The sequence below is a fragment of the Collinsella sp. An268 genome, assembly GCF_002159765.1.
Lineage (GTDB): Bacteria > Actinomycetota > Coriobacteriia > Coriobacteriales > Coriobacteriaceae > Coprousia.
In genome coordinates this window covers 74736-101730 of the sequence record NZ_NFJH01000002.1, presented here as the reverse complement: position 1 = coordinate 101730, position 26995 = coordinate 74736, and the positions used below count along the sequence as shown (strand labels likewise).

The window sequence follows — 26995 nt, the reverse complement described above, 5'->3', positions numbered from 1 at the left end:
GCCTCCTCTCTCCCGCCGCATGCCGACATAGTTAGAACATGTGTTCTACTATACCCGTGCGGGGGCGCCGGCGCAAGGGCGGATTGGGGCGCGGCGGGCACGCCGCGGGCGCCCCTGCGAGCGACGGTGCCCGGCCTCAGTTGTCCGAAAAGAACGAGAAGCCCTGCGGCCTGCCCCCGGGCGCCTGCGGGTGCCCGCCCGAAAACGGCGGGTGCCCCTCCTCGGCAGCCGACTCGAAGGCCTGCTGCATGCGGCGCATGAGCTCGCCCTCCACGTCGTCGGCATCCATGTCGTCGGTCGGGATGCCGAGCATGCGGGCGACCAGCCCCATGATCTCGCTGCGCACGAGCCGGCCGTGCTCCTCCCCCGCCTCGGCGAAGCGCTCGCCCTCCGCCTCCACCAGGGCGGCGCAGGTGAGGGGCTCCTCGGCACCCGCGCCCGTATCCGACCATGCGAGTTGCCAGGGCCAGCGGCGCTCCGCAAAGGGCGCCGCCGAGACCATGGGCGCGGGCGGGAGCCGGCGGCGCGCCGCCTCTCCGGCGCGCACGATCATGAGCAGGAGCGCCACGGCGTCGGGCGCGGTCGCGGCGAGCGGGATCTCGTCGAGCGCGAGCGAGCGCTCCAGATGCGCCTCGAGCACGCCGTCGATCTGCGCGGGCTCGAGCGGCGCCATGAGGTGCGCCATGCGCTCGCGGTACGCCGCCGACGCGGGCGCGCCGGCAAGGGCCGCAGCCACGATGGCGGCCATGCGGTCCTCCACGGCGTTGAGCGTCACAAGCGGTGCGGGCACCGCGGCGCCGGCGCGGTTGCGCTCGCGCGCCAGGAACTCGAGCTGCGTGAGATAGACGTCGCCAAAGGGCGCGATGGCGCCCGTGTAGCCGCCCGCGGCGAGCGGCGCGGCGAGGGCGAAGTCGGTCTTGGTGAGGGCGCTTACCGCCACCGCCCCGAGCTCGAACGCCGCGTCCTCGAGGTAGAGGCCCTCCAAGCGCTCGCGCGCGAGGGCGGAGCCGAGGGCGGGCGCGTCGCGGTCGATGAGGCGCGCGGCGTCCGCCGGGGCGCGCTCGATAAGCCTGATGCCGAGCGTCTGCGCCAGCGTGCGGGCGCGCTCGGTGCGCTCGACCTCGAGCGTCTCCAGCGCGGGGGTGCGCATGTCGGAGCGGCCGATGAGAAGGCCCGTGACGTTGCGGGGACCCAGCGCGTCGACCGCGAGCACGGCGGCAAGCGAGCTCGGCAGGTCGCCCGCCAGGGTGAGGACCGCGCCCGTCGACCCGAGGGCGTCGACGCTGTCGCGCACGTACAGGCGGAGCGCCTCCCACGTCCATGCCTCGCGGCGGTAGTGAGGGAGCTCCAGCGGCTCGAGCGCCGGCAGCGTCTTGCCGCGCTCGATATCCTGCACGAGCAGCGCCTCCTCAAACGGGGGCGCGGCAGCCACGCAGCGGCCGGCGTCGTCGAGCACAAACGAGCCGCCCAGAAAGACGGCCTCGTCGAAGGCGCCCACGGGCGCCAGGCAGGCGAGCCAGACGCCCTTCTCGCGCGCAAGGCCCACCGTGTGGCCGTCGGCGAGCGACGCCACGGCGGCCGTGGCCTCGTCCGCCGCGTCGAACGACGACGCCAGCGGAAAGAGCACCAGGTCGCAGCCGGGGGCGAGCACCGGCATATCGCGCGCCGGGTCGTACGTGACGGCGATGCGGGTTCCCGCGACCTCGAAGACGGGCGGGAACCACATCTCCTCCAGGCTGCCCGTGCGCCGCGACGCGTAGAGGCTCCGGAGCGGGACGGTGCGCCCCTCGCGCAGCAGGAAGGCCTCCAGCACGGGCATGTGCTCCACCGACACGGGGGCGGGCACCACGGCGTCGATGCCGAGCGCGGCGAGCCTGCCGGCGAGATCGGCGAGCGCGCTGAGGAGCGCGTGCTCGTAGTTGCGCTCCTCGATGAGCCCGCCGGGCGCCGTGCCGCCAAAGAGCGGGGCGGGCGTGACGAGGAGGTCCGCCCCCTGGTCGCGGGCGATGCGCGCCTGGCTCTCGATGCGGGCGCAGATGCCCTCGATGTCGCCCAGCCGCATGTCTATCTGCGCAAGCGCGATCCTCATACCCCTTCTCCCCCTCGTATGGGGAGAGGGCCGCCCGCAGGCGGCCCTCATCCAGCCAATCGTATCTATCAGTATAGCGAAGCGCCGGCAGGTACTCGGCGCCGAGCGGAGCTAGAACTCCTTCACCCACAGCCCGTGCAGGTTGCAGTACGCGTACACGCGGCCGCTCTTGACGCCGCCCGCGAAGAACGTGGCCGGGGTCTGGCCGGGCTTGAGCGCGTGGACCTCGAGGCGGCCGTCCGCCTCGAGCGCGATCCACTCGATATAGTGCTCCGGCTCCATGGGGTGCGCGACCTCGCCCACCTGCACGTGGATGATGTGGCCGTCGCGCTCGAGGTCGACGGCGGGCACATGCTTCTCCCTAGCGGCGTCGACGGAGTTGGCCTCGACGGGCTCGAAGCCCTCGGGGGCGCCCACGCCCGCCTTGACCGAGGTGAAGAAGTTACCGTTCGCATCCTTAAAAAACACTGCCATAGGGGGCTCCTCTCTAAAGCTCGCTTGGGGCTTGACCTATAATCGGGCCTATTATGCCCGCGCACGGCGCGCGGTAGACACCGGGCGCCGCCCCCCGCCCCGACCTTAGGAGATTCTCAAGTATGGCCACACGCATGCGCACGCTCGGCATCGACGGGGGCGGCACCAAGACCGCCTTCACTCTTTTGGACGAGGACCTGCGCGTGCTCGAGCGCTTCGAGCTCGGTACGTGCCATTACGCCCAAGCGGGGTTCGACGGGGCCGAGCGCGTGCTCGCCGAGGGCATCGCGCGCGCCGCCGCAACGGGCGCCCTCGGCGAGGAGTGGGGCATCGGCCTCGGCATCTGCGGCTACGGCGAGGGAGCGGATGCCACGCGGCGGCTGGACGACATCGTCCGGCGCGTGTGCGCGGGCCACCCCTACGTGCTCGTCAACGACGTGGAGGCCGCCTGGGCCGCCGGGCTCGACCTCGCCGACGGCATCGTCATCATTGCCGGCACGGGCTCGATCGCCTACGGCGTCTGCCGGGGCAGGTCGCTCCGCGTGGGCGGATGGGACTACGAGCTGGGTGACGAGGGCTCTGCCGGCTGGCTCGGCAAGGAGCTCCTCTACGCCTTCACGCGGGAGAGCGACGGGCGCGCGCCCGCCGGCGCGATCCTCGACCTCGTGCGGGAGGAACTCGGCCTTGCCGACGACTTCGACCTCATCGGCTTTGCCCAGCGGCACATGGCGGAGCGCGACCGCATCGCCCGGCTCGCACCGCTCGTGACCCGCGCCGCCGAGGCGGGAGACGCCTGCGCGCGGGACATCCTCGCCCGGGCGGCGCGCGAGGAGGCGGCCATGGTCGCCACCATCGTGCGGCAGATCTTCCCCACAGACGACGCATCTCGCCCTGATGAGGGCCGCGCTGGACGCGATGAGGGTCCCGGCGGACGCGATGCGGCCATCCCCGTCACCTATGTCGGCGGCACGTTCCGCGCGGGCGCCCTCATCCTAGACCCCCTCGCCCGGGCGCTCCCCGCGCGCTGCCGCCTGGTGGCACCGGCGCACGACCCCGCCCTCGGCGCCTGCCTGCTGCTGCGCCGGCGCATGTCGCAGGAGGGCGGCGCGCCGGGCGAAGCGCGCTAAGGGCGCGGGCGCGGCAACCGGCCCGAGGGCCGCCGTTGCGCCTTGGCACAAAGGGGATGAAGACGCCGGATTGCATGCCCGGGTGAAATGGGAAAGATGCGGCGGATTGTATGTTGTGGCGGGAAAAGATGGGGCGGATTGTATCTTTCTATACAATCCGCCCCATCTTTGCACATCGCTGAGCTGGGATTTTGACGTTCAGAATTCGGGCTATACAATCTGCCTATACAATCTGCGGCATATCTCCCCCAGGTCCCTGAACATACAATCTGCGGCTTTTCTCCCCGCACGGCGAGGACATGCAATCCGTCTCTTTTCTCCTCGCCTAATCCCGATATGCCGTCCGCCGCTTCTCCCCACCCGAAAACGCGCGGCCCTGCCACTCGCCTTGCGACCGTTCGTCGTAAGGCAGACGCGGAGGTGACGCGACGGCCATAAGCCGTTCATAACCATCCTTACCAAAGTGTCACCGTGCCGTAAGGCAATTCGATGGCACCGGCGCGCCGATGCGCGCACCATGGAACAGGCACCGCAACGCGGCGGGCGCCCGCACCGCAGCGCGTGCCGCGGCGTGGCCGCCGCGTCCCACCCGGTGCGCCCCTTTTCCGCCCCACGACACCAAGGTACGGTGGACGATGACCATCCTCAAGCGCTTTCTTGCCGGATACAGCGAGAACCTCCTGCTCGCGCTCGCCCTGTGGCCCGTCGCCTCGGCGGTGCTCACGCTGCCCTTGCTCGCCTGGCTGTACCACCGCGACGGGCGGCTGCGCTTCGCCTCGGTGGTCTCGACCTACCTGGCCGTGCTCTACGTGCTCGGCCTCGGGTGCTTCACGCTCTGGCCGCTGCCCGCGGGCGAGAGCGGCCCCGGCATCACCTACGGCATCCCCTGGCAGACGAACCCGCTCGCGTTTGTGGGCGACCTCTCCCGCGAGGGCCTGTCGGCCCTGCCGCAGATCGCCTTCAACGTGGTGTTCTTCATCCCCCTGGGCTTCATCGCGGGGCGCCTGCTGCGCCTGGGCCTTCTTCCCTCGGCGCTGCTGGGGCTCGCCGCGTCGTGCGTCATCGAGGCCGCGCAGGGCACGGGGCTCTTCGGGCTCTACCCCTACGCCTACCGCACGGCCGACGTCGATGACCTCATCTACAACACGGCGGGCGCGGTGCTCGGATGGCTCGGCGCGGCGGCGCTCGCCCGCGTGCTGCCGCCCGGCGCCCTCGCCGAGGAGGAAGCCGTCACGCACGCGCCCGGCTTCGTCCGCCGCTTCGTCGCGTTTTGGCTCGACACGCTGCTGATGGGGATCATCGCGGTGGTGGCGGCGGGTGCCTGCTCGGTGGTGCTCGCCGCCTTGCCGGGCGACGCGCGCTGGGGCGACGGGCCATGGCCGCTCGTCATCGCCGCAGCGGCGTTTATCTGGGTCGAGGGCGTCGTGCCCTGGCGGCACGGCGGATCGACACCGGGCGGTGCCTTTGTCCGCATGAGCGCGGAGACGCGCGAGCGCACGGGCGGGAGGCGCGTCGCGTTCTACGCCGCGCGGCTCGCCACGCTGGCCGTCGCCTACCTCATGCCCGGCTTCGCCTGGCCTGTGCTTGGCCTCTTCTACCTCATCGCCCGCCGGATGCCCTACGACCTCGTGTGACCCCACGGTGCCGGCGCGCAGGCCCCGCACAGGCGCGGCGCGTGCGCCCTACAGCCTCGCGCGACGCGGGCCGTCCTCGCCGCCCGCGAGCACGGGCAGGCGGTAGAGCATCCGCGCCACGGCGCGCACGGCGGGCCCGGCCGCGAAGAGCTGCCAGCAGATGGCCATGGGAAAGCTGGTCGCCACCGTCTGCACCCACACCGCGACGAGCTCGCCCGCCGGCGGCTGCTTGAAGGCGACGGTCGCCACGAGGCTCATGAGCGGGCACATGGTCCAGCAGGTGAACGCCCCCATGAAGACGGTGACGATAAGCGGCGGGACCTTCGTCGCATCGAGCAGGCGGAACGTGAGCCGGTGCGCGACGCGCCCTCCGACGAGCGCCTCGAGCGCTATCACGGCCGCCATGAGCGGCAGTATGTCGACAAACGGGGCGAGAAAGAGGCGGGTGGAAAGGCCGCCCGCGAGAAGAACCTGGTTGTAGAGCTCCATCCCGTACACCATGGCGAACGCCATGAGGACGGAGAACACGCAGCGCTGGCGAAACGTGGTGGGCATGAGGCAGGATCCCCCTTCGTGCCCAGCTCCCTCAAAACGCACGCAACGCGCTGCGGAGGGCAACTGGACTTATGCCTTCCGCAGCGCGTTGCAAGGGCCCCATGGTAGCACCCGGCGCGCACCGGGTCGCGAAACCTCCACAGGAAACGGCGCCGGCAGGCCCCCGCCCTACCCGATGAGAAGCGCGAGCAGGGTGAGCGCGAGCAGAAACGCCACGTTCCAGAGGGTGAAGAGACGGAGGTAGCGACCCTTCTCGTGCAGCAGCACGAGCGCCACCTGCTTGTAGGAGATGAGGCTCGCCATCGAGGCGATGAGGGTGCCGAGGCCGCCCACGTTGGTGCCGACGATGAGGGCGGGCCAGGCACTCGTGAAGCCCGAGAGGAGAATCGCCGCGGGCACGTTGGAGAGCACCTGGCTCGCCGCGATGGAGACCAGAAGCTCGTTGCCCGCCACCACCTGCGCGATAAACGCATCGACGGCGCCGATGCGCCCCATGTTGCCCACAAAGACGAAGAACGCCACGAAGGTGAGCAGCAGCGCGTAGTCCACATGGCGAAGCGCCTGCCGGTCGCACGCCAGCCCGACGGCGACGGCCGCGATTACGGGGACCTGATACGGCAGCACGCGCGCCACGGCGGCGAGGGCGAGCGCGAACAGGACCGCCCAGGGGACGGTGCGGGCGAGCGGCACGCGGACGGGCCCCTCCACATCGTCCAGCGCGGTGTCAGGCTCCGCTCCCCGCGGGGCGCGGGACGCGGGCGCGAGGGCCGGCCGAGCGCCCAGGGCGCGTCCGAAAAGCGCGATAGCCCCCACAAGCAGCGCGAGCGCCGCCGCCGTATAGGGCAGCATGAGCAATATGAAATCCATCAGGGGCAGGTGCGAGGCGGAGTAGAGATACAGGTTCTGGGGATTCCCGACGGGCGTGGCCATGCTCCCCAGGTTCGCCGCGATGGTCATCATCACCACTGTGAAGCACGTGAGGCGCGGCGACCCCAGATGCCCCAGGGAAAGGAGCGCGAGCGGCACGAAGGTGACGAGCGCGACATCGTTGGTGATCAGCATGCTCGAGAAGAACGCGAGCAGCGTGAGCGCCAGCGCGAGCGAGCGCGGCCCGCGGACGACGGCGAGCAGCGCCCGGCACGCCGCGCGGAACACACCCAGGCGCGTGAGCCCCGTCATCACCGTCATGAGGCTGAAGAGGAGGCCGAGCGTGCGCAGGTCGACATAGCCGAGATAGCCGGCATCTGGAGGGACCACCGCGCACGACAGAAGCGCGAGCGCGCATGCGATGACGAGCACCGGGTCCCTGCGCACGAACTCTCTCAGATCCGGTCTGCGATGCACGATATCCGGCATACCCTCTCCCCTTCACGCGGCCCGCTCTCCGCCAAGGCCGATCTTCTGCAGCAGTCCGTCCCCGCGACGGCCCACAAGCGTCTGAGTATAGCGCGAGACCGACCTTCGCTGAGGATTTGGACGCGCCGCCGCGCATATGGCGCGGAATGGGTGCGCCGGGAGCGCGATTTCGAGCGTCCCCGGGGCGCTCAGGGCGCGGTTTCGAGCGTCCCCGGGGGCGCTCAGGACGTCTCTTTGGGGGGTCATTTATTCTAGTGCCTATTTCAGGCGGGGCCTCGAACGCACACCGGCCCACCAGTCGCAACAGATACGCAGGTAGAGGGCTTGAGCGATTTTGGCTCTACTCAAGAGGGGCGCTCTGAACTATACACTAGAATGAATAACCCCCTAGCGGGCAGCCATTTCGCGAGCACGGCGCGCCGCGCATCGCGGGCCTCACGAGCCGAAGACCTCCTCGGCAGAGCGCCACGGGCGCAGGCGCGCCGGCTCGATGACCGTGTGGGCATGCGCCGGAACCTCGTCCCACGGGACGGTATAGCCCGCACCGTGCGCGCAGAAGACGGAGTCCGGCGTGTTGGCGAGATCCGCCGCCGGGTCGTAGGCCCCCGCCGCGATGACCTCTTCGGCGTTATGGCACGGCCGGTAGCAGGCGAATTCGAGCGAGAGGTGGCCGCGGCCGCCCGTATAGGCCGCGACCTCGAGCGCATAGGAGCGCATCTCGCACACGGGCGCGATGCCGGTGAGGCGCGCCCGGTCGCCCGCGACCTCGGGCGGGTCGAATACCGCCGCCATGCGCTGCACGTCCGCAAGCGCCCGCCCCACCTTGTCGGACGGGACCGCGAGGCGAAAACGGTACCAGGGCTCCATCAGCTCGCACGCGCCCGCCGTGCGGGCCTCCATAAGCCCCTGCCGGACGGCACGGTACGTCGCCTGGCGAAAGTCGCCGCCCTCGGTGTGCTTGAGGTGCGCACGGCCGCCCAGAACCGTGACGCGCACGTCGGTCAGGGGCGCGCCGGTGAGCACGCCCGGATGGTCGCGCTCGAGCACGTGCGTCAAGATAAGGCGCTGCCAGTTGCGATCGAGATCGTCCTCGCTCGCGCGCGACCCGGCGACCACGCCCGAGCCCCGCGGCCCGGGCTCGATGAGCAGCCGCACCTCGGCATAGTGCCTGAGGGGCTCGAAGTGCCCCACGCCGCAGGCGGGCGCCGTCAGCGTCTCGCGGTAGAGGATGCCGCCCGTCCCGAACGTCACCGAAAGGCCGAAGCGCCGGTGCAGCTCCTCGGCGAGCACCTCCTGCTGCACGGCGCCCATGAGCTGTACATGGACCTCCCCCAGCTGCTCCTCCCAGCGCACCCCGAGCAACGGCTCCTCGTCGGCGAGCTCGCGGAGCGCCCGCACCAGATGGGTGATGTCCGCCTCGCCGGGGTCGACCCGGTACGAGAGCACGGGCACGAGCGCGGGTGGCGCGGCGGCGGCCTCGGCCCCGATGCCGTCTCCGGGCATCACGCGCGTGAGGCCCGAAACCGCGCAGACGCGCCCGGCGGGAACAGCCTGGGCGATCTCGTAGCTGTCGGCGTCGTAGAGGCGCACCTGGTCGGCCTTCTCCTCCCACGCCTCGCCGCGCGTCACGCCCGCAAGCGGCATCTTGGCGCGGAGCTCGCCTCCCGTCACCTTGAGCCATGCGAGCCGCTCGCCGCGCGGGCCGCGGCTCACGCGGTACACGCGCGCACCGAAGGCGGCGGGCCACATCTGTTGCCGCACGAGCGCCGCGATGCCGTCGAGCAGCGCAGGGACGCCCTCGCCCTTGAGGGCGGCGCCCGCAAAACACGGGAAGACGGCGCGCTCCGCCACCAGGCGCCGCACCGTCGCCGGGGCGAGCGTCCCCGTCTCGAGGTACTCGTCGAGAGCGCGCTCATCAGTGGCCGCGGCGTCCTCGAGCGCGGCGGCGGGCGCGCCTGCAGCGGCGTCCTCGAGCGCGGCGGCGGGCGCGCGATCGGCGGCGCGGCACACCGCGGCGAGGCCCTCCCCCGCCACGAGCGGCGCGCCCAAACGGCGCGCCAGGACACCCCGCACGGCGGCGGCATCCCCGTCCGCCAGGTCCATTTTGTTGATAAACAGGATGGTGGGCACGCGGTAGCGCGCGAGCAGCTCCCACAGGGTCTCGGTATGGCCCTGCACGCCGTCGGTCGCGCTCACCACGAGCACCGCGTAGTCGAGCACCGGGAGCACGCGCTCCATCTCGGCGGAGAAGTCCACGTGCCCCGGTGTGTCGACGATCATCAGATGGGCGCCCGCATGGTCGAGCGCCGTCTGCTTCGCAAAAATGGTGATGCCGCGCTCGCGCTCCAGCGCGTGCGTGTCGAGGTGCGCGTCGCCGTGGTCGACCCGGCCCTGCCGGCGGATGGCGCCCGCGCGAAAGAGCAGCGCCTCGGCGAGGGTGGTCTTGCCCGCGTCGACCGGGGCGACGAGCCCCACCACGGCATCGGTTGCGGCGGTCACCGGGCCCTACGCGTCCTCGCCAAAGAAGCGGCGGATCTCGATGGCGGCCGTATCGGGGCCGTCCGAGCCGTGGATGATGTTGGAGTTGACGTCGATGGCAAAGTCGCCGCGGATGGTGCCGGGCGCGGCGTCGAGCGGGTTGGTGGCGCCCATGATCGTGCGCATCTTGCCGATGGCGCCCAGGCCGGAGACGATCATCTTGACGACGGGGCCGCTCGTCATAAACGCGACGAGATCGGCGAAAAACGGCTTGTCGGCCAGATGGGCGTAGTGCTCGCGCACCGTGTCGGCGTCGAGCGTCGCCATGTCGAGGCGCTCGATGGTAAGGCCCGTGCGCTCGATGCGGGTGATGATCTCGCCGACCTTGCGGTCGCGCACCGCATCGGGCTTGATCATGATGTAGGTTCTCTCGATGTCGGCCATGAGGGCTCCTTTCGCGTGAGCGGGCGGCAAGGCCCGCCGATTGCCTTCCATCAGTATGGCATAACGCCGGCGGCGCGGCGGGCGCTGCGTCGGGCGGGGCTCCCGGTCGGCGCCGCGTCGGGCGGGGCGCCAGCCGCTATGCGCCCGCCCCCATCTCCACCACGGGCGTGAGGGCGCCAAGCGCGGCCTCGTCCGCCTCGATGCCCTCCGTCACGCACCTGAGCTGCTCCGCCACGCGCACGGGCGCCGTCCCCCCGCGCGTCGTGCGGGCCGCCACCACGGCGTCGAGGTCGAGCGCGCCCACGATGTCCTCCTCAAAGAGCGGGCTCGCCGCCCGGAAGGCCTCGAGCGGCAGGTCGGCGATGTCGACGCCGCGCTTCTCGGCCTCGAGCACGAGGCGCCCCACCACGGCGTGCGCCTCACGAAACGGCATGCCGCGCTTGGCGAGGTAGTCCGCCACGTCGGTGGCCGCCAGGTGCCCGCGGTGCATGACGGCGCGCATGCGATCGGGGCGTACGGTCCACGTGCTCACCATGCCGCGCATGACGCCCAGGCACGAAAGCAGCGTGTGCGCCGCGTCGAGCGCGCCCTCCTTATCCTCCTGCAGGTCCTTGTTGTAGGCGAGCGGCAGCCCCTTCACCGTGACGAGCAGCTGCACCAGGTCGCCTACCACACGGCCGGTCTTGCCGCGGATGAGCTCGGCGAAGTCGGGGTTCTTCTTCTGCGGCATGATGGACGAGCCCGTGGAGAACGCGTCGGAGAGCGCGATGAAGCCGAACTCCTGGCTCGACCACAGCACGATCTCCTCGGAGAGGCGCGAGAGGTGCACGGCCATCACGCTGCAGGCGTATTCGAGGTCGAGCAGGAAGTCGCGGTCCGAGACGGCGTCCATCGAGTTCTCGATCACCCGGGCGAAGCCGAGGGCGCGCGCCGTCTCGCCGCGGTCGAGCGGGTAGCTCGTGCCGGCGAGCGCCGCCGCGCCGAGCGGCGAGGCGTCCGCGGCGTCGAAGGCGGCCGCGAGACGGGTGTAGTCGCGCGCGAGCATCCACGCGTAGGCGAGCAGATGGTGCGCGAAGAGCACGGGTTGGGCGTGCTGCAGGTGCGTCATACCGGGGAGCACCGTGTCGCCCGCGTCCTCGGCGGCGGCGACGAGCGCGCGGCGAAGGCCGAGGTTCGCCTGCATGAGCTCGCGGGCGAGGGCCTTCGCGGCGAGGCGCGTGTCGGTCGCGACCTGGTCGTTGCGGCTGCGGCCGGTGTGCAGGCGCGCGCCCGCCTCGCCGATGCGGCGCGTGAGCTCGGCCTCGATGGCCATATGGATGTCCTCGTCGTTGATGTCGAAGGCGAAGTTCCCCTGATCGATGTCGCGCTCGATCTCGGTGAGGCCGCGCTCGATGGCGCGTGCGTCCTCCTCCGAGATGATGCCCTGGTGCGCGAGCATCTGCGCATGCGCGATGCTCCCCGCGATATCCTGTCGGTAGAGCGCTCGGTCCACCGGCAGCGACGCGCCGAACTCCTGCGTCGCCTCGGCGACGTTCTCCTCAAACCTGCCGCCCCAAAGCGCCATGGACAACCTCCTTCAATACGAGAAACGCGGCCCGCGGGACAAGCGGACCGCGCTTTCTAACTATACGCGAAACCTCGGTGGCGCCCAACGGCGCCCCGCGGCCCCTTACGCGAGGCCCGAGCCCGGGCCCTGCATGCGCGACCACGTGCGCGACTGCAGGCTGTGGAGCTCGATGAAGCCGGGTGCCGCCTCGTGGGGGAAGATGTCGCCCTCGTCGTAGGTCGCGAGCGGCTTGCTATAGAGGCTGTAGTCGCTGCGCACGCCGTCCATAAAGATGCCGCCGCGGCAGAGCTTGAAGCGCACCTCGCCCGTCACGTACTTCTGGGTGTAGGCGTTGTACGCGTCGATGGCGTGGCGGTTCTGGCTGTACCAGAGGCCGCGGTAGACCGCACTCGCCCACTCGACGTCGAGCTTGGCCTTCTCCTTCAGGGTCTCGTAGTCGAGGCAGAGCGTCTCGAGCGTCTTGTGCGCCTCGATGAGCAGAAGCGCGCCCGGGCACTCGTAGCACTCGCGGCTCTTGATGCCCACCACGCGGTCCTCGATCATGTCGAGGCGGCCGTAGCCGTTGCGGCCGGCGATCTCGTTCGCCTTGATGATGAGATCGAGAAGCGGCAGCTCCTCACCGTTGATGGAGCTCGGCACGCCGCCCTTGAAGCCGATGATGACGGTCTCGGGTTCCGCCGGGCAGTCCTCCGGCGCCGCGGTCATCGTCCAGATGTCCGCCGGCGGGGTGTTCCACGTGTCCTCGAGCACGCCGCACTCGATGGCGCGGCCCCAGAGGTTGTCGTCAATCGAGTAGGGCTTCTTCTTGGTGGTGGGCACGGGCACGTCGTGCGCCGCGGCCCACTCCATCTCGGACTCGCGGGAGGTCAGGTCCCACTCGCGCACCGGCGCGATGATCTCGAGGTCGGGGTCGAGCGCGCGGATCGAGGTCTCGAAGCGCACCTGGTCGTTGCCCTTGCCCGTGCAGCCGTGCGCCACGTACTTGGCGCCGTACTTGTGGGCGAGGTCCACGAGGTGCTTGGAGATGAGCGGGCGCGAGAGGGCCGAGAGCAGCGGGTAGACGCCCTCGTACTTACCGTTGGCCCAAATGGCCTTGGAGAGGAAGTCCGCCGCGTACTCGGCGCGCATGTCCACGGCCTCGCTCGCGATGGCGCCCATATCAAGCGCCTTCTGGCGAATCCACTCGAGATCCTTCTCATCCTGCCCGACGTTGCCGCAGATGGCGATGACGTCGAGGTTCTTCTCAACCTGCAGCCACTTGATGCAGACCGACGTGTCGAGACCGCCCGAATAGGCGAGGACGACCTTCTCCTTCTCAGCCATGGAGCTCCCTCCGCTCTCGATCGCATACATTATGCGAAATTATGCATAAATGGCGCATCCTTTCGCGCTGGTTTGTATATTACACGAATATCTGACGGTCGGCGCGCATATTCTCCAATCAGACACAATGTAGGGCCCCATGTTTCCGTCCGGTAAACGCCGCCCGCGCATGCGCTGCTGATACAATCAATGCCGCGGTGCCCCATCGATGCGCCGCACGCTACGTCTACCAGCAAGGAGCCCCCGCATGCGCGCCTACACCGCCGACACCGACCTCGCCTCCATCCGCCTGATCGCCTGCGACATGGACCGCACGCTGCTTGCGGACGACAAGTCGCAGCCGCCCCATATGGCGGAGCGCATCGACGCCCTCGCCGCGGCGGGGGTGCCCTTCTGCCCCGCGAGCGGCCGGCCCGGCCCCACCCTGCGCGAGATGTTTCCCGAGCACGCCGCCCAGATGGCGTTCATCGCGGACAACGGCGGCGCCATCACCTACCGCGACGAGCTTATCTACAAGAGCCTCCTCGACCCCGCGCTCTACCACGAGCTCGCCCGCACGACGATCGCAAGCGGGGCGGGCGTGCCGGTGCTCTGCGCCTTCGACCGGGCCTACGTGCCCACCTTTGGCCGCGCCCACCACGACGCCCTTGCCGTCTACTACCATGACATCATCTATGTAGAGGACCTCGCCGAGGTGACGGTCGAGGCCAACAAGTTCACCGTCTTGGTGCCCACCAACGACAGCAAGCGCTGGTACGATGAGGTCTTCGCGCCGGCATTCGGCGATGCGCTCTCGGTCGCCTGCGCGGGCATCGAGTGGATTGACTTCATGAACGTCGGCGTCAACAAGGGCGCGGGGCTCGCCCACCTCGCCGAGCTTTTGGGCATCGACATGGCTGACACCGCGGCGGTGGGCGACACGTACAACGATACCGAGATGCTCGACGCCGCCGGACACAGCTTCATCGTGTCCAACGCCACCCCGGACATGCGCGAGCACGCCGCCTTCGAGCTGCCGAGCAACAACGATCGCGGCGTCGCCGTCCTCATCGACGCCATCCTCGCCGCCAAGGGCGCGCATCTCGGGTAAGCGGCGGCGCCGGCCCGGTAAACGGAGACGTTACCAGCTTGCTTCCCCACCCGGTGGGTACGCCCGTGTGCGATACTTTACGCTATACGATGCAACCAGCCGCGCAGCCCCTTGCGGGCGGCGCGCCGTACCCCGGGAGCCCGCATGGACCACGACACCGCCGCCACGTTTTCCGCCTACCGCTCGGTTCTCAAGCGCGAGCTCGTCTGCGCCCTGGGGTGCACCGAGCCGATCGCCGTCGCCTATGCCGCGGCGCTCGCCCGCAAGGTCCTCGGCGCCGAGCCCACCCGCCTGCTTGCCGGGTGCTCGGGCAACATCATCAAGAACGTCAAGAGCGTGACCGTCCCCAACTCGGACGGCATGCACGGCATCGAGGCGGCAGCGACCCTCGGTGCCGTGGGCGGCAATGCCGAGAGCGCGCTCGAGGTGCTGGAAAGCGTCACCTCCTCCGACATCGCGCGCACGCGCGAGCTCGCCGCCGACCCCGCGTACTGCACGGTCGAGCTCGTCGAGGACGTCCCGAACCTCTACATCGACATCACCGCCGAGGCGGCGGGCCATACGGCTCGCGTCGTCATCGCCGAGCACCACACCGACGTCGCCCTGGTGGAGCGCGACGGCGAGGAGCTCTACCGCGCCGGCACGACGCAGGGCGCGCCCGACCCCGCCGACGCGCAGGCAGCAAACGACCTCCTCACCATCGAGGGCATCCTCGCGTTCGCCGACGCCGGCGCGCTCGGCGACGCGCGCGAGGTGCTCGAGCGCCAGCTCATGCTCAACGACGCCATCTCGCGCGAGGGGCTCGACAACCCCTGGGGCGCCGAGGTCGGCCGCACGCTCATCGCCCACTTTGGGGAGAGCCCCTCGGTCCGCGCCCGGGCGCGCGCCGCGGCCGGTTCCGACGCGCGCATGAACGGCTGCCCCAAACCCGTCGTCATCAACTGCGGCAGCGGCAACCAGGGCATCACCTGCGCGCTGCCCGTGCTCGAGTACGCCGAGGCCACCGGCGTCGACCGCGAGCGTCTGCTCTGCGCGCTCGCCGTCTCCGACCTCACGGCCGTGCACCTCAAGAGCTACATCGGGAGCCTTTCTGCCTTCTGCGGCGTCGTGTGCGCGGCGGCGGGAGCGGGCGCCGGCATCGCGTGGATGGAGGGGTGCGGCTACGACGTGGTGGCCGGCACCATCATCAACACCATCGGCAACGTGGGCGGCATCGTGTGCGACGGCGCCAAATCGAGCTGCGCCGCCAAGATCTCGACGGCGGTGGACGCGGCGCTCGTGGGTCTCGAGATGGCGCGCAGCGGCAACGGGTTCCACGCGGGCGAGGGCCTGGTGCGCGGCACGCTGGAGGAGACCATCGCAAGCATGGGTTACGTGGGACGCGTCGGCATGAAGCCGACCGACGTCGAGATTCTGAACATCATGATCGGCAAGACGGACGTGGCGTGCTGCTAGCTTCGCGCTCCAGACGGCGCAAACAATCTAGTGCCTAGTTTGCGGGCTCCCCGGCGAGTATACGCGCACCGGAAGGTTACAAAAGGTGCAGGTAGAAGCCTTGCCGTCCTTTCGGGCTACTTCGCACAACCCGGCTGAACTAGGCACTAGATTCCTCTGCCGTCCCCATCGCGGAAACATGCCCCGCACATCATGCGGTAGCATGGGTGCGACCCCCTGCACCTTTACCCCGCGGAGGAGACCATGGCCTGCAAACCCATCGCCCAGATGTCCATCACCCAGATCTACCCGCTGCTTGTCGCAAAGGCGGAGCGCAAGGGGCGCACGCGCGACGAGGTCGACGCCGTTACCTGCTGGCTTACCGGCTATAGCACCGAGGAGCTCGCCAGCCAACTCGAGCGCGACCTCACGTACGAGACGTTCTTTGCCGAGGCGCCGGCGCTGAACCCCAACCGCCGGCTCATCACAGGCAAGATCTGCGGCGTGGACGTTTCCGCCATAGAGGATCCGGTCGAGCAGAACGCACGCTACCTCGACAAGCTCGTGGACGAGCTCGCCCGCGGGCGCGCCCTCGAGAAGGTCCTGCGCGCATAAGGGTTATTTGGCTGGATAGGCCTGACGACCCACTCCGTGGAGATGGTCCCTTCGGCAATGCTCACTGCTCAGACCGCTGAAGCCGTCTCATTTCCAGCACCGAGGGCAAAAACCCGCGCCTCTCGTAGAAGCGCCGTGCGCCCTCGTTGCCTATCACCACGCGGAGCTCAACCTGACGCACGCCATAGCTGCGAAACAGAGCGTCGGCCCAGTCCATCAGACGGGAGCCGAGCCCCCGACCGCGCTGCTCGGGCATGACGGCGAGCTCGTCGACGTAACCGCATTCACCGACGACATCCACCTTGCAGAAGGCAACCGGCTCGCCCCGCACCTCGATTACCGCCACCACAGCCTTACCCTTGGAGAGATCCTCGGCGCATTCGCTCAGTTGTTTCTCAATCGGCACAGCGGGAAAGTCGCCTCCGAAATGCAGGGAGACCTCATTGTGGTGGCGCGCGAGCTCCCGATAGAGCAACTCGAGCCGTTCCACCTCGGATGCCGTGATAGTGCGCAGCCGACCGTCCATGACCGACCCCCTACGACCGAGCCGGACTGTTGTCCCCGCCGCTACCCGGGCGCGACGGCGCCTCCGGAGCGGCGGGAGCGGCGATGCCCGCGGTGTCAACCTCGCCGACCGCGGCAAGCTGCTCGATAAGGGGTAGCCCCGTCGGGTCGTCGACCGTAACGCCACCGAGGACGACGGTGTCATCGCGCAGATCGATCTGCGTGCCAAACACGGCGAGATTGCAACCGGAGGCGATGAACCCTATGCCCGCGAGCACGATGCCCGCCGCCACAAGACCGCCCGCCACGGCGAGATAGGTCTTCTTGATGCTCGTCATGATGCACTCCTCCTACTCATTTGATATGGCGAGGCGCATGCCGCGGGCGGTGCGCACCCCACCGCTTCGACGCGCTCCGCAATCTTTCCCCGGCGCAGCGGGGAATCCGCTGTCCGGCCCTTTGCCGCGGTCGTTCCAGAACGGCGAAACCGCCTTTTGCGCCCAACGCGCCGAAAGGCGCGCAATCTGCTTGGAGACGGTCCAGGCGCCCGCGCCCATAAGGAGCGCTGCCCCGAGAAACGCGAGGCCCACGCCGGCAGAGGCGAGCACATACGGAACATGCCCGATGACGATGCCGGATACGGCAAACACAAGCTCCACCACGCCCACACCACCGATAGCGACGGTTACGATCCACACGCAAAGCGCCAATATCCAGATGCAGAGGTACACCGTGATGGCTATGGCGGCAAACGCAAGCAACAGCGGCAGCCACACGGGCGATCCCGCGATGGCGAGAACCCAAAGCAGGGCGGTGCTGCGACGGCGCGTCTTGGCGATCGCGCGCGGCACGGCGGGCAGGCCGTCGAGGATGGCCTCGGCAACGGCACCCGGCGCGCCCATGGCGGCTACGGCCTCCTCCTCGGTCATTCCGTCCTCCATGCGGTCGGCGATAGCCTCCGCATAGAACTGCCTCGTCTCCTCCACCTGGTCCGCCGGCAAGCAGGCGAGAAGCTTGCCGAGCCGGTCCAGAAACTCATCGCGCGTCATGATTGGGCCTCCTCAACGTAGCGGTAGATCTCCTGCACGGATGGCCAAGCGGCCAGAAACTCCTCGATACGCTCCCGCCCGGCCTCGGTGATGCGGTAATACTTGCGCAGCCGCCCGTTATGCTCGGCGGTGCGCACGGTAATACAACCCGCCTTCTCGAGCCGCTTGAGCAACGGATAGAGCGTAGATTCCGTGAGCCCCATGCTCGCGGGAACATCCTCCACGATTCGGTAGCCGTACGATTCCTCGCCGCAGACAGCCGCAAGCACACAGGCCTCGAGAAAGCCTCGCTTCATCTGAGCCTCCACCGCACACCTCCTCTCCTTGAATACTGTGTGACATACACTATATGTCGCATAGTATGTTATGTCAACAACCATGCTAGCGGACCCTTGATCGCCGGCATCCCGATGGGATGTCGAGGCCTGGTTGACATCGTGCGCGAAACATCAACCAATGCTCCTTTGATTCCACCTCCGTTCGACCCCATACTGGATATGGCGGCCGGCAGCCTTCAGTTCACCACGTCAAGGGAGCCATGATGAGCGCAACCATCAACATCGGACGCACGATAGCGCGCGAGCGGCGCCGCAAGGGCGTCACGCAGGAGGAGCTCGCCTCGCACTTGAGCGTCTCAAAGGCCGCCGTGTCCAAATGGGAGCTGGAGCAGAGCCTGCCGGACGTGAGCCTTCTGCCGCGCATCGCCGCGTACTTCTCCCTCACCCTAGACGAGCTTTTCGACTGGCGCGACGAGCTGAGCGAAGCGGAATCCGCCGCGCTCTACGCCGAGGTCTACGCACTCGCCGAGCAGGACCCCGCCGCCGCGCACGAGCGGCTGCGCGCACTCGCCACCGCGCACTACTCGGATGCGAACCTGCTCCTTATGCTGGCATCCCTCCTCACGGTTTGGGCGGCCGGCATGGCGACGCCCTTTGCGGCGCCAGCCGAGCGGAGCGGCGGCGCGAGGGGCCTGCCCAGCGCTGATGCGCTCACCGATGAAGCGCTTGCCCTGCTCGACCGCGTGCTCGAGGTGACGGCGGATCCGTCAACCCTCTTCCTCGCACAGCAGCAGAAGGCTACGACGCTCTTCCAGGCGGGACGCCACGAGGAGGTCGCAGCCCTCTTGGAGCCGCTCGTGCGCCGGCCAGATGCAGGCGCCGCGACGATGCTCCTTATCTCCTCCTACCGGAGGCTCGGCCGCGATGAGGACGCTCTTGAGCTTCTTCAGGCGGAGCGCCTTCGCGCGACAAACTACGTACTGTCGTCGCTTGTGCAGGAGGTGAGCATGCGGGACGACCCCGCGTTCGCGCGCAAAGCCGCCGCAGCGGCGTCAGCGATCTTCGACGCGCTGGATATGGGGGCGGTCAACCCGTGGTATCCCGTAACGATGGGGCTCGAGAAGGCTGAGGCACTGCGTCGGGCAGGCGAGAAGGAGGAGGCGCTCGACGCCCTGGCGTTTGCAGCGCATGCAGCGGGATCAACCGAGCCCCAGGCGCCCGACCCCGCGCGGTCCCCCTTCTTTGACCGCATGGAGAAGAGGGCGGACCCGGGTCGCGCGGGCTCCGCATGGGCCGAGCACAAGGCGCGCCAAACGGACAAGGCGGCAGAGCTGATGCGGCAGGCGGTCGCAGAGCAGGCGGCGTCGCCCGCATGGCGGACATTTGCGGGAAGCGATCCGCGCTATCTCGACATCTGCGCATCCATCCAACGCTGACAGAAGGGCGAGCGGAAACATGCCCGCCGCTCGCCCGCATTTCCTCGACCTCATGATGTGGCAGCAAGTCGGCTACGCGCTGGGCGTGTCGGCGGAGCACGCCAGGCACAGCACCTACGCGGGCCTCGATTGGGTGGACATGATGGGGATAGCGGCGGCGCGGAAGTGCGCGGGCGGCGCATAGAGGGCGGCGCAGGGCCTCGCGCGCGGCCATTTGGCGGCGTTCCCCTTACGAGGTACCGGGGAAGCGCCTGCGACCCGCTCACGTGGCTGCTATTCTGCATTATTCGGACGATGCGGACGGGATGAAGAAATGTCCGCACGCCGTGGTACGATAGCAACGAGGCCGCGACTCCTGGGTTAGCTCACAGGCGAGTCGCAGCCGTGTCGGGGAGGCTCCGGCCCTGAAGAGGAACGGGGTCTCCTCGCGCTATGCGCTCTATAGCGATGAGGCATGCCCCGACCATCGAATCGGGAAACGGCCTCGCTTCTTTTTTCGCGGCTGCATCAATCCACCACAAGTGAATAGTTCGAAAAGGCCATGGAGTCGAATGTTGAACGAGCTTCGGAAACATTTTGTTCCTATTATGTTCCCGATTTTGTTCCTGTAAGAAAAAAGGCCAACCGCCTAAGCCGTTGACCTCGTGTTTTCTGGTGGGCGTTACAAGATTTGAACTTGTGACCTCTTCCGTGTCAGGGAAGCGCTCTCCCCCTGAGCTAAACGCCCGTTCAGGGTGCGCTCGTAAGCGCAAGGGATAATATACCGAAGCCTCGGCGCCGTGTAAAGCAAAACTTTGAAAAAGTTTGAGACTCCCCCGCCCCAGGCGCCCCCTCAGCGCCTTTGGAAACCCGCTTGCATGGGACTTCTCGCAGGCAGCGGCCACCGCCTTCACGGTCCGCACGTCACTTGTTTGAAGGAACGATGTCCTCGCCGATCTTCATGTTCTCAAAGGTCTCGGCCATAAACTTGTCGTCAAAATGCGTGTCGACATAGACCTCGAAGCCGTTGCGCGGCGGCACGCCCTCGAAGCGCTGGCCCGCGCGCCAGAAGCACGCGATCGTCATCACCACGTCGAGCGTGATGAACGCAGCGAGCAACGTCACCAGAATGACCTGCCGGCGCGAGGTGGGCTCGCCGATACGGTACATCATCTCGGGCATGATGACGCGGCACCACACCACGCCCAGCAGCCCCCACATGACGACGAAGCGCCATGCGATCCACTGCGTGATGTGGTCGGGCAGCCCCAGATAGGTCCACGACTGCAGGTGGGCGAAGTGCTCCATGCTCCAGCCGGCCGTCTGCTCGAGCAGGCTCCCCACCACCGCCGAGATGATAAAGACCTTCCACACGGGCTCCTTGCGCAGCGGCCACAACACCATGGTGAGCAGCACGGCACCAAACCCGTAAAGCGGAGAGAACGGACCCCACACGAGGCCGACGCGGCTCTCGAGAATACCGAAGACGATGAAGGTGTACACGGTCTCGATGACGAGGCCCAGAACCGACGCGACGAGGAAGATGATGATGTACTGGTAGAGACCGGGCTTGGTATCGTCCAGAAAGTCATCGCGCATCTCGAGGCGCGCCTGTAGGATTGCGTTGCGCTGCTCGTTGGAGACGCGGTTGCGGACCTTGCGGGCGCCCGTCGTCGTGGCGGACCACAGCGCATCGGCATACACGCCGGCATCGAGCCTGCCCTGGTTGAGCATGCGGTTAAACGCCCGCCCGCGGGCACGCCCCTCGAGATAGCGCTGGACGCTCCCCATCACGAACCGGGCCAGAAGGAAGGCCAAGATGATGAGCAGTGAGATAGTGAGCACGGAAATCCTTACCTAGAGAAGACAGGCGGTTGAACTGGGCAGACGTTCCGTCAATACAGCCATCATTCTACCCCAGCAATTTTTTTCAAAACAATGCTTGCAATTGCGCACCCACTCCCGTATAGTATCTCCTTGCAAGCGGACATGGCTCAGTTGGTAGAGCACAACCTTGCCAAGGTTGGGGTCGCGGGTTCGAGCCCCGTTGTCCGCTCCATCGCATGTCAAGGGCCGGATGAAGACATTCGGCCTTTTTCATCGGCGACGTGGCCAAGTGGTAAGGCAGAGGCCTGCAAAGCCTTTACCCCCAGTTCGAATCTGGGCGTCGCCTCCATGATTGTTAGAGAGCGCCGGCAACGGCGCTCTTTTCATATCGACAGCTCCCCGGATTGTATGTCCGCATGCCGAGGGACAAAAGCCCCAGATTGTATAGGCGGATTGTATAGCGGGCTTTTCAGACGGGAAAAGCCCAGCTTTACGCGTGCTGGTCGAACAGCTTGATGAGACGCACCATCGTCCCCTGCACGTCCACGCGGCGGCGCACCTCCACGCTATCGACGAGCATCCTCATGAGGGTGATGCCGCGGCCGCGCTCCTCGCTTGCCGCGACCTCCTCCCCCGGCGCAAGCTCGAAGCCGCCGCCGCAGTCGCACACCTCTATCACCACGCGATCGGGGTACGCGCGGGCGTTGAGCACGCAGCCCGCCGCGCCGGCGTGGTCGTACGCGTTGCCGAGCGCTTCTCCCGCGGCGAGCGCCGTGTCGTAGATGGCGTCGCGGCCGAGCGGCAGCGTCTCGAGCAGCTCCACCACCCGGTGGCGGTAGAGCGCGAGATGCTCGACGCCCTCGGCGACCGATATGCTCCGGCTCCACAGCGGCAGCGTCCCCGGCGAGAGCAGCGGCACGGGCGGCTTCTCGCGGCCCGTGACGTGCAGGACGTCCACCAAGCGGGCGATCTGCAGAAAGCGCGACACCTCCGCCGACACGTTGACGAGCGAGAGCAGCCCGTCCTCCCGCATGAGGCGGCGCGCCCGGGACAGCAGGAACGCCACGCCCGTGGAATCGATGAACGTCACGTTCTCGCAGTTGACGAGTATCCGCCGGCGCCCCGCGGCGATGAGGGCGTCCACCTCGTCGCGGAGTCCCGGCACCGAGGCGATATCGATATCGCGCGCGGGCGCCAACACGGCTATGTCCATCCATTCACGCATGCGCTTATGGTTCCCGCGGGCGGTGCGGCTTAATCACGCGGCGCGCCGGGCGGCGGCACCGGGCGGGCGGACGGTCTCGACGCCCGTGTCGAAGCGGAGCGCCACCATTGCGATGTCGTCCTCCAGGGCGGAGTCGGTAAAGCTGTCGAGCTCGTCGAGCACGCGCTGGCACAGGCCGTGGACCCCGCTGCCGATAGAGGCGAGAAGCACGTCGCGCAGGCGCTGCTCGCCAAAGAACTCCCCGGCGGCGTTGCGCGCCTCGATGGCGCCGTCGGTGTACATGAAGAGCACGTCGCCCGGGGCGAACCGGAACGAGCCCGTGCGAAACGCCATACCCTCGAAGGCACCCACCACGCCCGACTGGGTGCTCAGGAGCTCTATCTCGGTCGCCTCGGTTGCGGCAGGATCGGCCCCGAGCGGACGGCGGCGCAGCAGCATCGAGGGCGGATGGCCGGCGGAGCAGTAGAGCGCGCTCCCGCGCCTCAGGTCGAGCTTGGCCACGAACATGGTGGCGAACGTCTCCACGCGCGAAAAGCTCATGAGCATGCTGTTGAGCGAGCGCACCATGTGCTGGGGGCTCGCACCCTCCCACGCATAGGCGGTGAGCGCGGTCTTTACGAGGGCCGACATGGAGGCCGCCTCCACGCCCTTGCCCGAGACGTCGCCCAGAATCATGACGGCGCGGTCGTCCGGCAGGCGGATGAGCGTGTAGAAGTCGCCGCCGACGAGCGCCTGCTTGGTCGCCGAGGAGTAGAGCGCATCCGACGTGATGCCCGGCACCTGTCCGAGCGAGCTCTGCATGCCCGCCTGGAGCGCCTGGGAGATGTGCGCGTCCTCCGCCTGCTGCGCCTCGCGCCTGAAGAGCATCTCGAACTCGTGCGTGAGGCGTACAAGGTAGTCGTACTCCACGTCGGCGATGGGCTCTTGGGAGTTGTCGCGCAAGATGAGGACGAGGTTGGAGAGGGCGAGCGCTCGGGCGCGCGTCATGAGCGCGCCGTCCACCGCCTCGGGAGCGGGCGCGTCGCTCGAGGCCTCAGCGGGGCCGAACTCGACGAAGGCACCGTGATTGGGAAGGCCGTGCGCGAGCAGCCACTCGCCCGCACGCGAGAGGCGGTCGATGCGCGTCACCCGCGCCCCTTCGAGCTCGTCTGGCACCTCGGTCGCGAGGCGGGCGTTGTCGAAGTAATCGCTGACAGCGCGGTTCACCTGCGCGGCCGGCGCGGTACCGCCCGCATCGAACCACTCGGCGCCCCCGGGGAGCACCACCTGGCTCCCGCCCTCGAAATCGAGCACGTAGCACGAACGCTCCGGGTCATAGCGCACCGGGCAGATATGGCAGCCGAGCACGCGGCGCACCTCGGCCGAGACCTCGGCCCACGCCGTGTTGCGGTCGCCCTCGAGTGTGAAGACGGTGTCGCGCACGTTGTTGAGCGAGCGCGTGAGCTCGGCGGACCGACGCGAGCGCAGACTCGTGATGAGGCTCACGAGCTCGATGGAGAGGTAGTCGCAGATAACCTCGAGCACGTTGACGTCATAGGTCCGCGGCATGCAGGGGCGACGCCAGCCGAGCTCCATCACCCCCATGATCTGCCGGCCGAAGAACACCGGCACGGCGATGAGGGTCTTGAAGGGCGGCGCGTCCTGCACGCGCAGCTGACGGGTGACGCGCTTGTCGAGGTCGTAGAAGACGCCGCTTGCGGCAATCCCCTCGTCCGCCGGGACGACGGAGATGCGGCAGGCGCGCGCGGCGCGGAACACGTAGGTGGGGATCCCCGCGCCAAAGGGGACGAACTCCGGCACGTACGAGCGCACCAGCCCCTGCGAGACCCCGCGGAGCTTGAATCCGCCGTTCTCGGCGAAGTACATGGTCGAGCCGTCGGCGTCGAGCGCATCGACGAGCTTGTTCAGGACGGAGTCCAGAAGGCCGGTAAGGTCCTCGGCGCCCACGGTGGCCATGATGACCGAAAGCGTGCCGGAAAGGCGCTTGTTGGCCGCCTGGAGCTCCGAGAGCACGCGCCGCATCTGGCGGTCGCGGGCCACCTGCTCGGCCAGGCTCCGGACAACGACGAGCACGCGCTCGCGCGGCTGCAGGCGACGGACGATTTTGTTGCGGAGGTCTCCCGAGCGGGCAGAGGGAGCGGTGGCGCGCACCTCGACGGGGATGAACGAGCCGTCCGCGAGCTTGAGGCGCAGCGCGACGGGATCGCCCGAGAGCGGAAACGGCAGGCGATGGTCCGCCGCGCGCTCGAAGGCATCGCTGAAGAGCAGGTCCTTGATGTCCGCCCCCTCGAGGGCGCGGCGGTTCTTGCCGGCGAGCTCGCAGAAGCGGCGGTTCACGTGGCCGATGGTCCCGTCATGGCCGCAGACGGCGACCGCATCGCTCGTCAGCTCCACCAGCTGGGCAATCTTGGGTAACTCTTCGCGCGCGTCGCTCGGCATGCCGCCTCCCTTGCGGTCGTGGGTGCACCCCTAAGCATACCCCGGATGCCCCGATGCGGACATCGGCGGAACTCATATGAAAAAGGCCTCCCGAAGGAGGCCCTGACACGCGATGGTGTCGGAGGCGGGACTTGAACCCGCATGACCGAAATGTGGTCACTAGCACCTCAAGCTAGCGCGTCTGCCAATTCCGCCACTCCGACAAGCAACGAAGAGTATATTACCCATACCACGGAGTCCGCGCAAGGGGTAATTTTAAAAAAGTTTGCGCGGACGCTATCCGCAGCCATCCGCACGGCCGCGCGCCCCCTCGCGGCGGCGCGCGCGGGCGCTACCCCGCGCGAGGGCTCACTCCTCCCCCGCCGTCATCCCCTCGACGTTGAGATAGCCCTGCGGGTCGATGATGAGCCCGTCCGCCGCCTCGCCCGCCGCTATCACCTGCAGGGGGTACGTCAGCGGAATGACGGGCACATCTGCCGCCACGAGCTCGTCGGCCTGCTCGAGCGCGCTCATGCGCTCGCTGTCGCCGGTCACTGCGCGCGCCAGGTTGAGAAGGTTGTCGACCTCCTCGCTCGCGAAACCCGTCACGTTGCCACCGCCCGCGCTCCGGCTGTGGAAGAGCGGGAAGAGGAAGCTCTCGGCCGTGGGGCGGTCGCTCACCGCGTCCAAGCGGGCGACCTGGAAGTTGCCGGTGCGCACGCGCTCGCGGAAATCCTGCTCCTCGAGCTCCTCGGGCTCGCAGGTGAAGCCGAGGTCCTCCCAGGCCGCCGCGATCTCGTCCATGGCGTTGTCGTGCCCGCCGCGCCCCGCAAAGATAAGGCTCAACGTCTCGCCGCGCAAGCCCTCCTCATCGCGCGGGAGCACACCGTCGAGCAGCGTCTCGGCCTGTCGCGGGTCGTTGAGCGCATAGGGCCACGCGCCCTCGCGGTAGCCCTCGACGCACGACGGCACGACACCGCTCGCCGGCAGGTGCATATCGCGGTACACGCGGCTCGCCAGGCCCTCGCGGTCGATGGCGAGCGAGAGCGCCCGCCGCACCGCAGGGTCATCGAGGGGTGCCGCGGTGGTGTTGAGGGCAAGGTAGCTCACCGCGAGCCGTGCGCTCTCCACCAGGCGCTGACCGGCCGACGCCGTAAGGCCGTCCGCGGCGACGCCGTAGCGGGCTATGGCGCCCTCGAGCTCGTCGACGGGGCAGGCGGCGACGTCGAGTGTGCCGGTGAGGAACTCCTGATAGGCGCTCGCGACCGACGGGTACAGCACGAAGCGGACGCTCGGCAGCGCATCATCGACCGCCGCGTACCCCTCATAACGCGCTAGGCGGATGGCCGTGGAGTTCTCGCCCCACGACCCCTCCATGGCGAAGGGGCCGGCGCCCTGCGGGCTCGAGCCGAAGGCGGCGAGGTCGGCATCGGCAGACGCCGGCACAGCGGCGAGGGACGGATGCGCGAGTATGTGGGCGAACTCGGCGTACGGCTCGGTCAGGGTCACGACGAGCGTCGCGTCATCCGGGCAGGCGACGCCCGAGAGCTCGGCCGCGTCTCCCGCAGCGAGCTCAGCGTAGCCTTGTACGAGAGCGAGCCGATAGGCGTTGGGCGAGGCTCCCAGCGCCTGCACCGCGGCGCCGCGGGGATCGATCAGGCGCTCCCACGACCGCTTAAAATCCGCCGCGGTGACGGGCTCGCCCGTGTGAAACGTCTGCTCGCGCAGATGGAAGGTGCAGGTGAGCGCATCGTCCGACACCTCGAAGCGCCATGCCGCCGCACCCACGAGCTCCCCTGCCGCGTAATCGTAGCGCACCAGAGGCTCGAACAGGAGCGAAGCCACGGCCTCGGCCGCCGTACCCTCCACCTCGAAGGGATCGAGCGCCCGCGGACGGGTGATGCCGACGGCGAGCTCGCGCGCCTCGGCCTCAGATGCCGCTTCCTCCGTGCCCGGCACGGTGCAGCCTGCCGCGAGCGCGGCGGCCGTCAAAGCAGCCGCGCCGATGAGGCCCCGGCGCGAGATGAGTTGGGGTTGAGGGACACGTGCGTCCATAGCGAGCTCCTGTACGGGACAATCGATAGGTATGAGAT

Annotated in this window: 23 protein-coding genes and 4 tRNA genes; 9 read left to right on the top strand and 18 right to left on the bottom strand. The window is 68.5% G+C overall.

Going from position 1 to position 26995, the window contains the following annotated elements; all coding sequences use genetic code 11:
• Positions 1 to 136: 136 nt before the first annotated feature.
• A complete protein-coding gene (locus B5F70_RS02365) occupies positions 137 to 2089 on the bottom strand; it encodes a hypothetical protein (protein WP_158094906.1) in 1953 nt (650 codons plus the stop codon).
• A gap of 111 nt (positions 2090 to 2200) precedes the next feature.
• Positions 2201 to 2563, bottom strand: coding sequence for a desulfoferrodoxin family protein (locus B5F70_RS02360; RefSeq protein ID WP_087203960.1), 363 nt, complete (start codon positions 2561 to 2563; stop codon positions 2201 to 2203).
• A gap of 122 nt (positions 2564 to 2685) precedes the next feature.
• On the opposite strand from B5F70_RS02360, the gene B5F70_RS02355 reads away from it, so the two are divergent.
• Positions 2686 to 3690: a BadF/BadG/BcrA/BcrD ATPase family protein gene (locus B5F70_RS02355; RefSeq protein WP_241145877.1), complete on the top strand. Its 1005-nt coding sequence runs from the start codon at positions 2686 to 2688 to the stop codon at positions 3688 to 3690.
• Between the two features lie 635 nt (positions 3691 to 4325).
• Positions 4326 to 5324 (top strand): VanZ family protein, encoded by a 999-nt coding sequence (locus tag B5F70_RS02350; protein WP_087203959.1) that lies wholly within the window; start codon positions 4326 to 4328, stop codon positions 5322 to 5324.
• Between the two features lie 48 nt (positions 5325 to 5372).
• Here the strand turns inward: B5F70_RS02350 and B5F70_RS02345 are convergent, their stop codons facing one another.
• The 6 genes from B5F70_RS02345 to B5F70_RS02320 all read right to left on the bottom strand — a co-directional run bounded on the left by B5F70_RS02345 (position 5373) and on the right by B5F70_RS02320 (position 13047).
• Positions 5373 to 5879, bottom strand: coding sequence for a hypothetical protein (locus tag B5F70_RS02345; RefSeq protein ID WP_087203958.1), 507 nt, complete (start codon positions 5877 to 5879; stop codon positions 5373 to 5375).
• Between the two features lie 168 nt (positions 5880 to 6047).
• On the bottom strand, positions 6048 to 7235 hold the full coding sequence (locus B5F70_RS02340) for an SLC13 family permease (RefSeq protein ID WP_087203957.1): 1188 nt from the start codon (positions 7233 to 7235) through the stop codon (positions 6048 to 6050).
• A gap of 435 nt (positions 7236 to 7670) precedes the next feature.
• Positions 7671 to 9734 carry a TetM/TetW/TetO/TetS family tetracycline resistance ribosomal protection protein gene (locus tag B5F70_RS02335; RefSeq protein ID WP_087203956.1) on the bottom strand — a complete coding sequence of 688 codons (2064 nt, stop codon included), beginning with the start codon at positions 9732 to 9734 and terminating at the stop codon, positions 7671 to 7673.
• A gap of 6 nt (positions 9735 to 9740) precedes the next feature.
• Complete coding sequence (ndk, locus tag B5F70_RS02330; protein ID WP_087203955.1) at positions 9741 to 10157, bottom strand: nucleoside-diphosphate kinase; 417 nt, start codon at positions 10155 to 10157, stop codon at positions 9741 to 9743.
• Positions 10158 to 10293: 136 nt separating this feature from the next.
• A complete protein-coding gene (gene argH / locus B5F70_RS02325) occupies positions 10294 to 11721 on the bottom strand; it encodes an argininosuccinate lyase (protein WP_087203954.1) in 1428 nt (475 codons plus the stop codon).
• A gap of 105 nt (positions 11722 to 11826) precedes the next feature.
• Positions 11827 to 13047, bottom strand: a complete 1221-nt coding sequence (locus B5F70_RS02320) for an argininosuccinate synthase (RefSeq protein WP_087204101.1) — start codon at positions 13045 to 13047, stop codon at positions 11827 to 11829.
• 247 nt (positions 13048 to 13294) lie between these two features.
• Between B5F70_RS02320 and B5F70_RS02315 the strand changes: the two genes are divergently transcribed.
• The 3 genes from B5F70_RS02315 to B5F70_RS02305 all read left to right on the top strand — a co-directional run bounded on the left by B5F70_RS02315 (position 13295) and on the right by B5F70_RS02305 (position 16186).
• On the top strand, positions 13295 to 14137 hold the full coding sequence (locus B5F70_RS02315) for an HAD family hydrolase (protein WP_087203953.1): 843 nt from the start codon (positions 13295 to 13297) through the stop codon (positions 14135 to 14137).
• Between the two features lie 144 nt (positions 14138 to 14281).
• The gene (locus B5F70_RS02310) at positions 14282 to 15592 is read left to right on the top strand and encodes an L-serine ammonia-lyase, iron-sulfur-dependent, subunit alpha (protein ID WP_087203952.1); all 1311 of its coding nucleotides are present in this window, start codon (positions 14282 to 14284) and stop codon (positions 15590 to 15592) included.
• Positions 15593 to 15835: 243 nt separating this feature from the next.
• Entirely contained in the window at positions 15836 to 16186 is a 351-nt protein-coding gene (locus tag B5F70_RS02305) for a DUF2200 domain-containing protein (RefSeq protein ID WP_087203951.1), read from the top strand.
• Positions 16187 to 16247: 61 nt separating this feature from the next.
• Here the strand turns inward: B5F70_RS02305 and B5F70_RS02300 are convergent, their stop codons facing one another.
• The 4 genes from B5F70_RS02300 to B5F70_RS02285 are packed head-to-tail and all read right to left on the bottom strand — an operon-like array spanning position 16248 to position 18035.
• Entirely contained in the window at positions 16248 to 16712 is a 465-nt protein-coding gene (locus tag B5F70_RS02300) for a GNAT family N-acetyltransferase (RefSeq protein WP_087203950.1), read from the bottom strand.
• A 10-nt stretch (positions 16713 to 16722) separates the two neighbouring features.
• Positions 16723 to 17028, bottom strand: a complete 306-nt coding sequence (locus B5F70_RS02295; RefSeq protein WP_087203949.1) for a hypothetical protein — start codon at positions 17026 to 17028, stop codon at positions 16723 to 16725.
• 12 nt (positions 17029 to 17040) lie between these two features.
• A complete protein-coding gene (locus B5F70_RS02290; protein ID WP_087203948.1) occupies positions 17041 to 17739 on the bottom strand; it encodes a DUF1700 domain-containing protein in 699 nt (232 codons plus the stop codon).
• Positions 17736 to 18035: a PadR family transcriptional regulator gene (locus B5F70_RS02285; RefSeq protein WP_087204100.1), complete on the bottom strand. Its 300-nt coding sequence runs from the start codon at positions 18033 to 18035 to the stop codon at positions 17736 to 17738. Before B5F70_RS02285 ends, B5F70_RS02290 begins: the two co-directional genes overlap by 4 nt.
• A 245-nt stretch (positions 18036 to 18280) precedes the next feature.
• Here B5F70_RS02285 and B5F70_RS02280 point away from each other — a divergent pair, with 245 nt between their 5' ends.
• Positions 18281 to 19453: a helix-turn-helix transcriptional regulator gene (locus tag B5F70_RS02280; RefSeq protein WP_087203947.1), complete on the top strand. Its 1173-nt coding sequence runs from the start codon at positions 18281 to 18283 to the stop codon at positions 19451 to 19453.
• A gap of 19 nt (positions 19454 to 19472) precedes the next feature.
• On the top strand, positions 19473 to 19637 hold the full coding sequence (locus B5F70_RS10585) for a hypothetical protein (RefSeq protein WP_158094905.1): 165 nt from the start codon (positions 19473 to 19475) through the stop codon (positions 19635 to 19637).
• A gap of 468 nt (positions 19638 to 20105) precedes the next feature.
• Here the strand turns inward: B5F70_RS10585 and B5F70_RS02275 are convergent.
• Positions 20106 to 20180, bottom strand: a tRNA-Val gene (locus B5F70_RS02275).
• 176 nt (positions 20181 to 20356) lie between these two features.
• Entirely contained in the window at positions 20357 to 21277 is a 921-nt protein-coding gene (locus B5F70_RS02270) for a putative ABC transporter permease (RefSeq protein WP_087203946.1), read from the bottom strand.
• 138 nt (positions 21278 to 21415) lie between these two features.
• Here B5F70_RS02270 and B5F70_RS02265 point away from each other — a divergent pair.
• Positions 21416 to 21491 (top strand) — tRNA-Gly (locus B5F70_RS02265).
• Positions 21492 to 21534: 43 nt separating this feature from the next.
• Positions 21535 to 21608: transfer RNA gene (locus tag B5F70_RS02260), tRNA-Cys, on the top strand.
• A gap of 141 nt (positions 21609 to 21749) precedes the next feature.
• Here B5F70_RS02260 and B5F70_RS02255 read toward each other — a convergent pair.
• The 4 genes from B5F70_RS02255 to B5F70_RS02240 form a co-directional block, all read right to left on the bottom strand.
• Positions 21750 to 22484, bottom strand: coding sequence for an anti-sigma factor antagonist (locus B5F70_RS02255; protein ID WP_087203945.1), 735 nt, complete (start codon positions 22482 to 22484; stop codon positions 21750 to 21752).
• Between the two features lie 33 nt (positions 22485 to 22517).
• Complete coding sequence (locus B5F70_RS02250) at positions 22518 to 24923, bottom strand: SpoIIE family protein phosphatase (protein ID WP_087203944.1); 2406 nt, start codon at positions 24921 to 24923, stop codon at positions 22518 to 22520.
• 113 nt (positions 24924 to 25036) lie between these two features.
• Positions 25037 to 25126, bottom strand: a tRNA-Leu gene (locus B5F70_RS02245).
• Positions 25127 to 25271: 145 nt separating this feature from the next.
• Positions 25272 to 26957 (bottom strand): ABC transporter substrate-binding protein, encoded by a 1686-nt coding sequence (locus B5F70_RS02240; protein ID WP_143753903.1) that lies wholly within the window; start codon positions 26955 to 26957, stop codon positions 25272 to 25274.
• Between the last annotated feature and the right edge of the window lie 38 nt (positions 26958 to 26995).

Coding starts and splice junctions, on each gene's coding strand:
- B5F70_RS02365 (WP_158094906.1), bottom strand. CDS start 2,089: ATGAGGATCGCGCTTGCGCAGATAGACATGCGGCTGGGCGACATCGAG.
- B5F70_RS02360 (WP_087203960.1), bottom strand. CDS start 2,563: ATGGCAGTGTTTTTTAAGGATGCGAACGGTAACTTCTTCACCTCGGTC.
- B5F70_RS02355 (WP_241145877.1), top strand. CDS start 2,686: ATGGCCACACGCATGCGCACGCTCGGCATCGACGGGGGCGGCACCAAG.
- B5F70_RS02350 (WP_087203959.1), top strand. CDS start 4,326: ATGACCATCCTCAAGCGCTTTCTTGCCGGATACAGCGAGAACCTCCTG.
- B5F70_RS02345 (WP_087203958.1), bottom strand. CDS start 5,879: ATGCCCACCACGTTTCGCCAGCGCTGCGTGTTCTCCGTCCTCATGGCG.
- B5F70_RS02340 (WP_087203957.1), bottom strand. CDS start 7,235: ATGCCGGATATCGTGCATCGCAGACCGGATCTGAGAGAGTTCGTGCGC.
- ndk (WP_087203955.1), bottom strand. CDS start 10,157: ATGGCCGACATCGAGAGAACCTACATCATGATCAAGCCCGATGCGGTG.
- argH (WP_087203954.1), bottom strand. CDS start 11,721: ATGGCGCTTTGGGGCGGCAGGTTTGAGGAGAACGTCGCCGAGGCGACG.
- B5F70_RS02320 (WP_087204101.1), bottom strand. CDS start 13,047: ATGGCTGAGAAGGAGAAGGTCGTCCTCGCCTATTCGGGCGGTCTCGAC.
- B5F70_RS02315 (WP_087203953.1), top strand. CDS start 13,295: ATGCGCGCCTACACCGCCGACACCGACCTCGCCTCCATCCGCCTGATC.
- B5F70_RS02310 (WP_087203952.1), top strand. CDS start 14,282: ATGGACCACGACACCGCCGCCACGTTTTCCGCCTACCGCTCGGTTCTC.
- B5F70_RS02305 (WP_087203951.1), top strand. CDS start 15,836: ATGGCCTGCAAACCCATCGCCCAGATGTCCATCACCCAGATCTACCCG.
- B5F70_RS02300 (WP_087203950.1), bottom strand. CDS start 16,712: ATGGACGGTCGGCTGCGCACTATCACGGCATCCGAGGTGGAACGGCTC.
- B5F70_RS02295 (WP_087203949.1), bottom strand. CDS start 17,028: ATGACGAGCATCAAGAAGACCTATCTCGCCGTGGCGGGCGGTCTTGTG.
- B5F70_RS02290 (WP_087203948.1), bottom strand. CDS start 17,739: ATGACGCGCGATGAGTTTCTGGACCGGCTCGGCAAGCTTCTCGCCTGC.
- B5F70_RS02285 (WP_087204100.1), bottom strand. CDS start 18,035: ATGAAGCGAGGCTTTCTCGAGGCCTGTGTGCTTGCGGCTGTCTGCGGC.
- B5F70_RS02280 (WP_087203947.1), top strand. CDS start 18,281: ATGAGCGCAACCATCAACATCGGACGCACGATAGCGCGCGAGCGGCGC.
- B5F70_RS10585 (WP_158094905.1), top strand. CDS start 19,473: ATGCCCGCCGCTCGCCCGCATTTCCTCGACCTCATGATGTGGCAGCAA.
- B5F70_RS02255 (WP_087203945.1), bottom strand. CDS start 22,484: ATGCGTGAATGGATGGACATAGCCGTGTTGGCGCCCGCGCGCGATATC.
- B5F70_RS02250 (WP_087203944.1), bottom strand. CDS start 24,923: ATGCCGAGCGACGCGCGCGAAGAGTTACCCAAGATTGCCCAGCTGGTG.
- B5F70_RS02240 (WP_143753903.1), bottom strand. CDS start 26,957: ATGGACGCACGTGTCCCTCAACCCCAACTCATCTCGCGCCGGGGCCTC.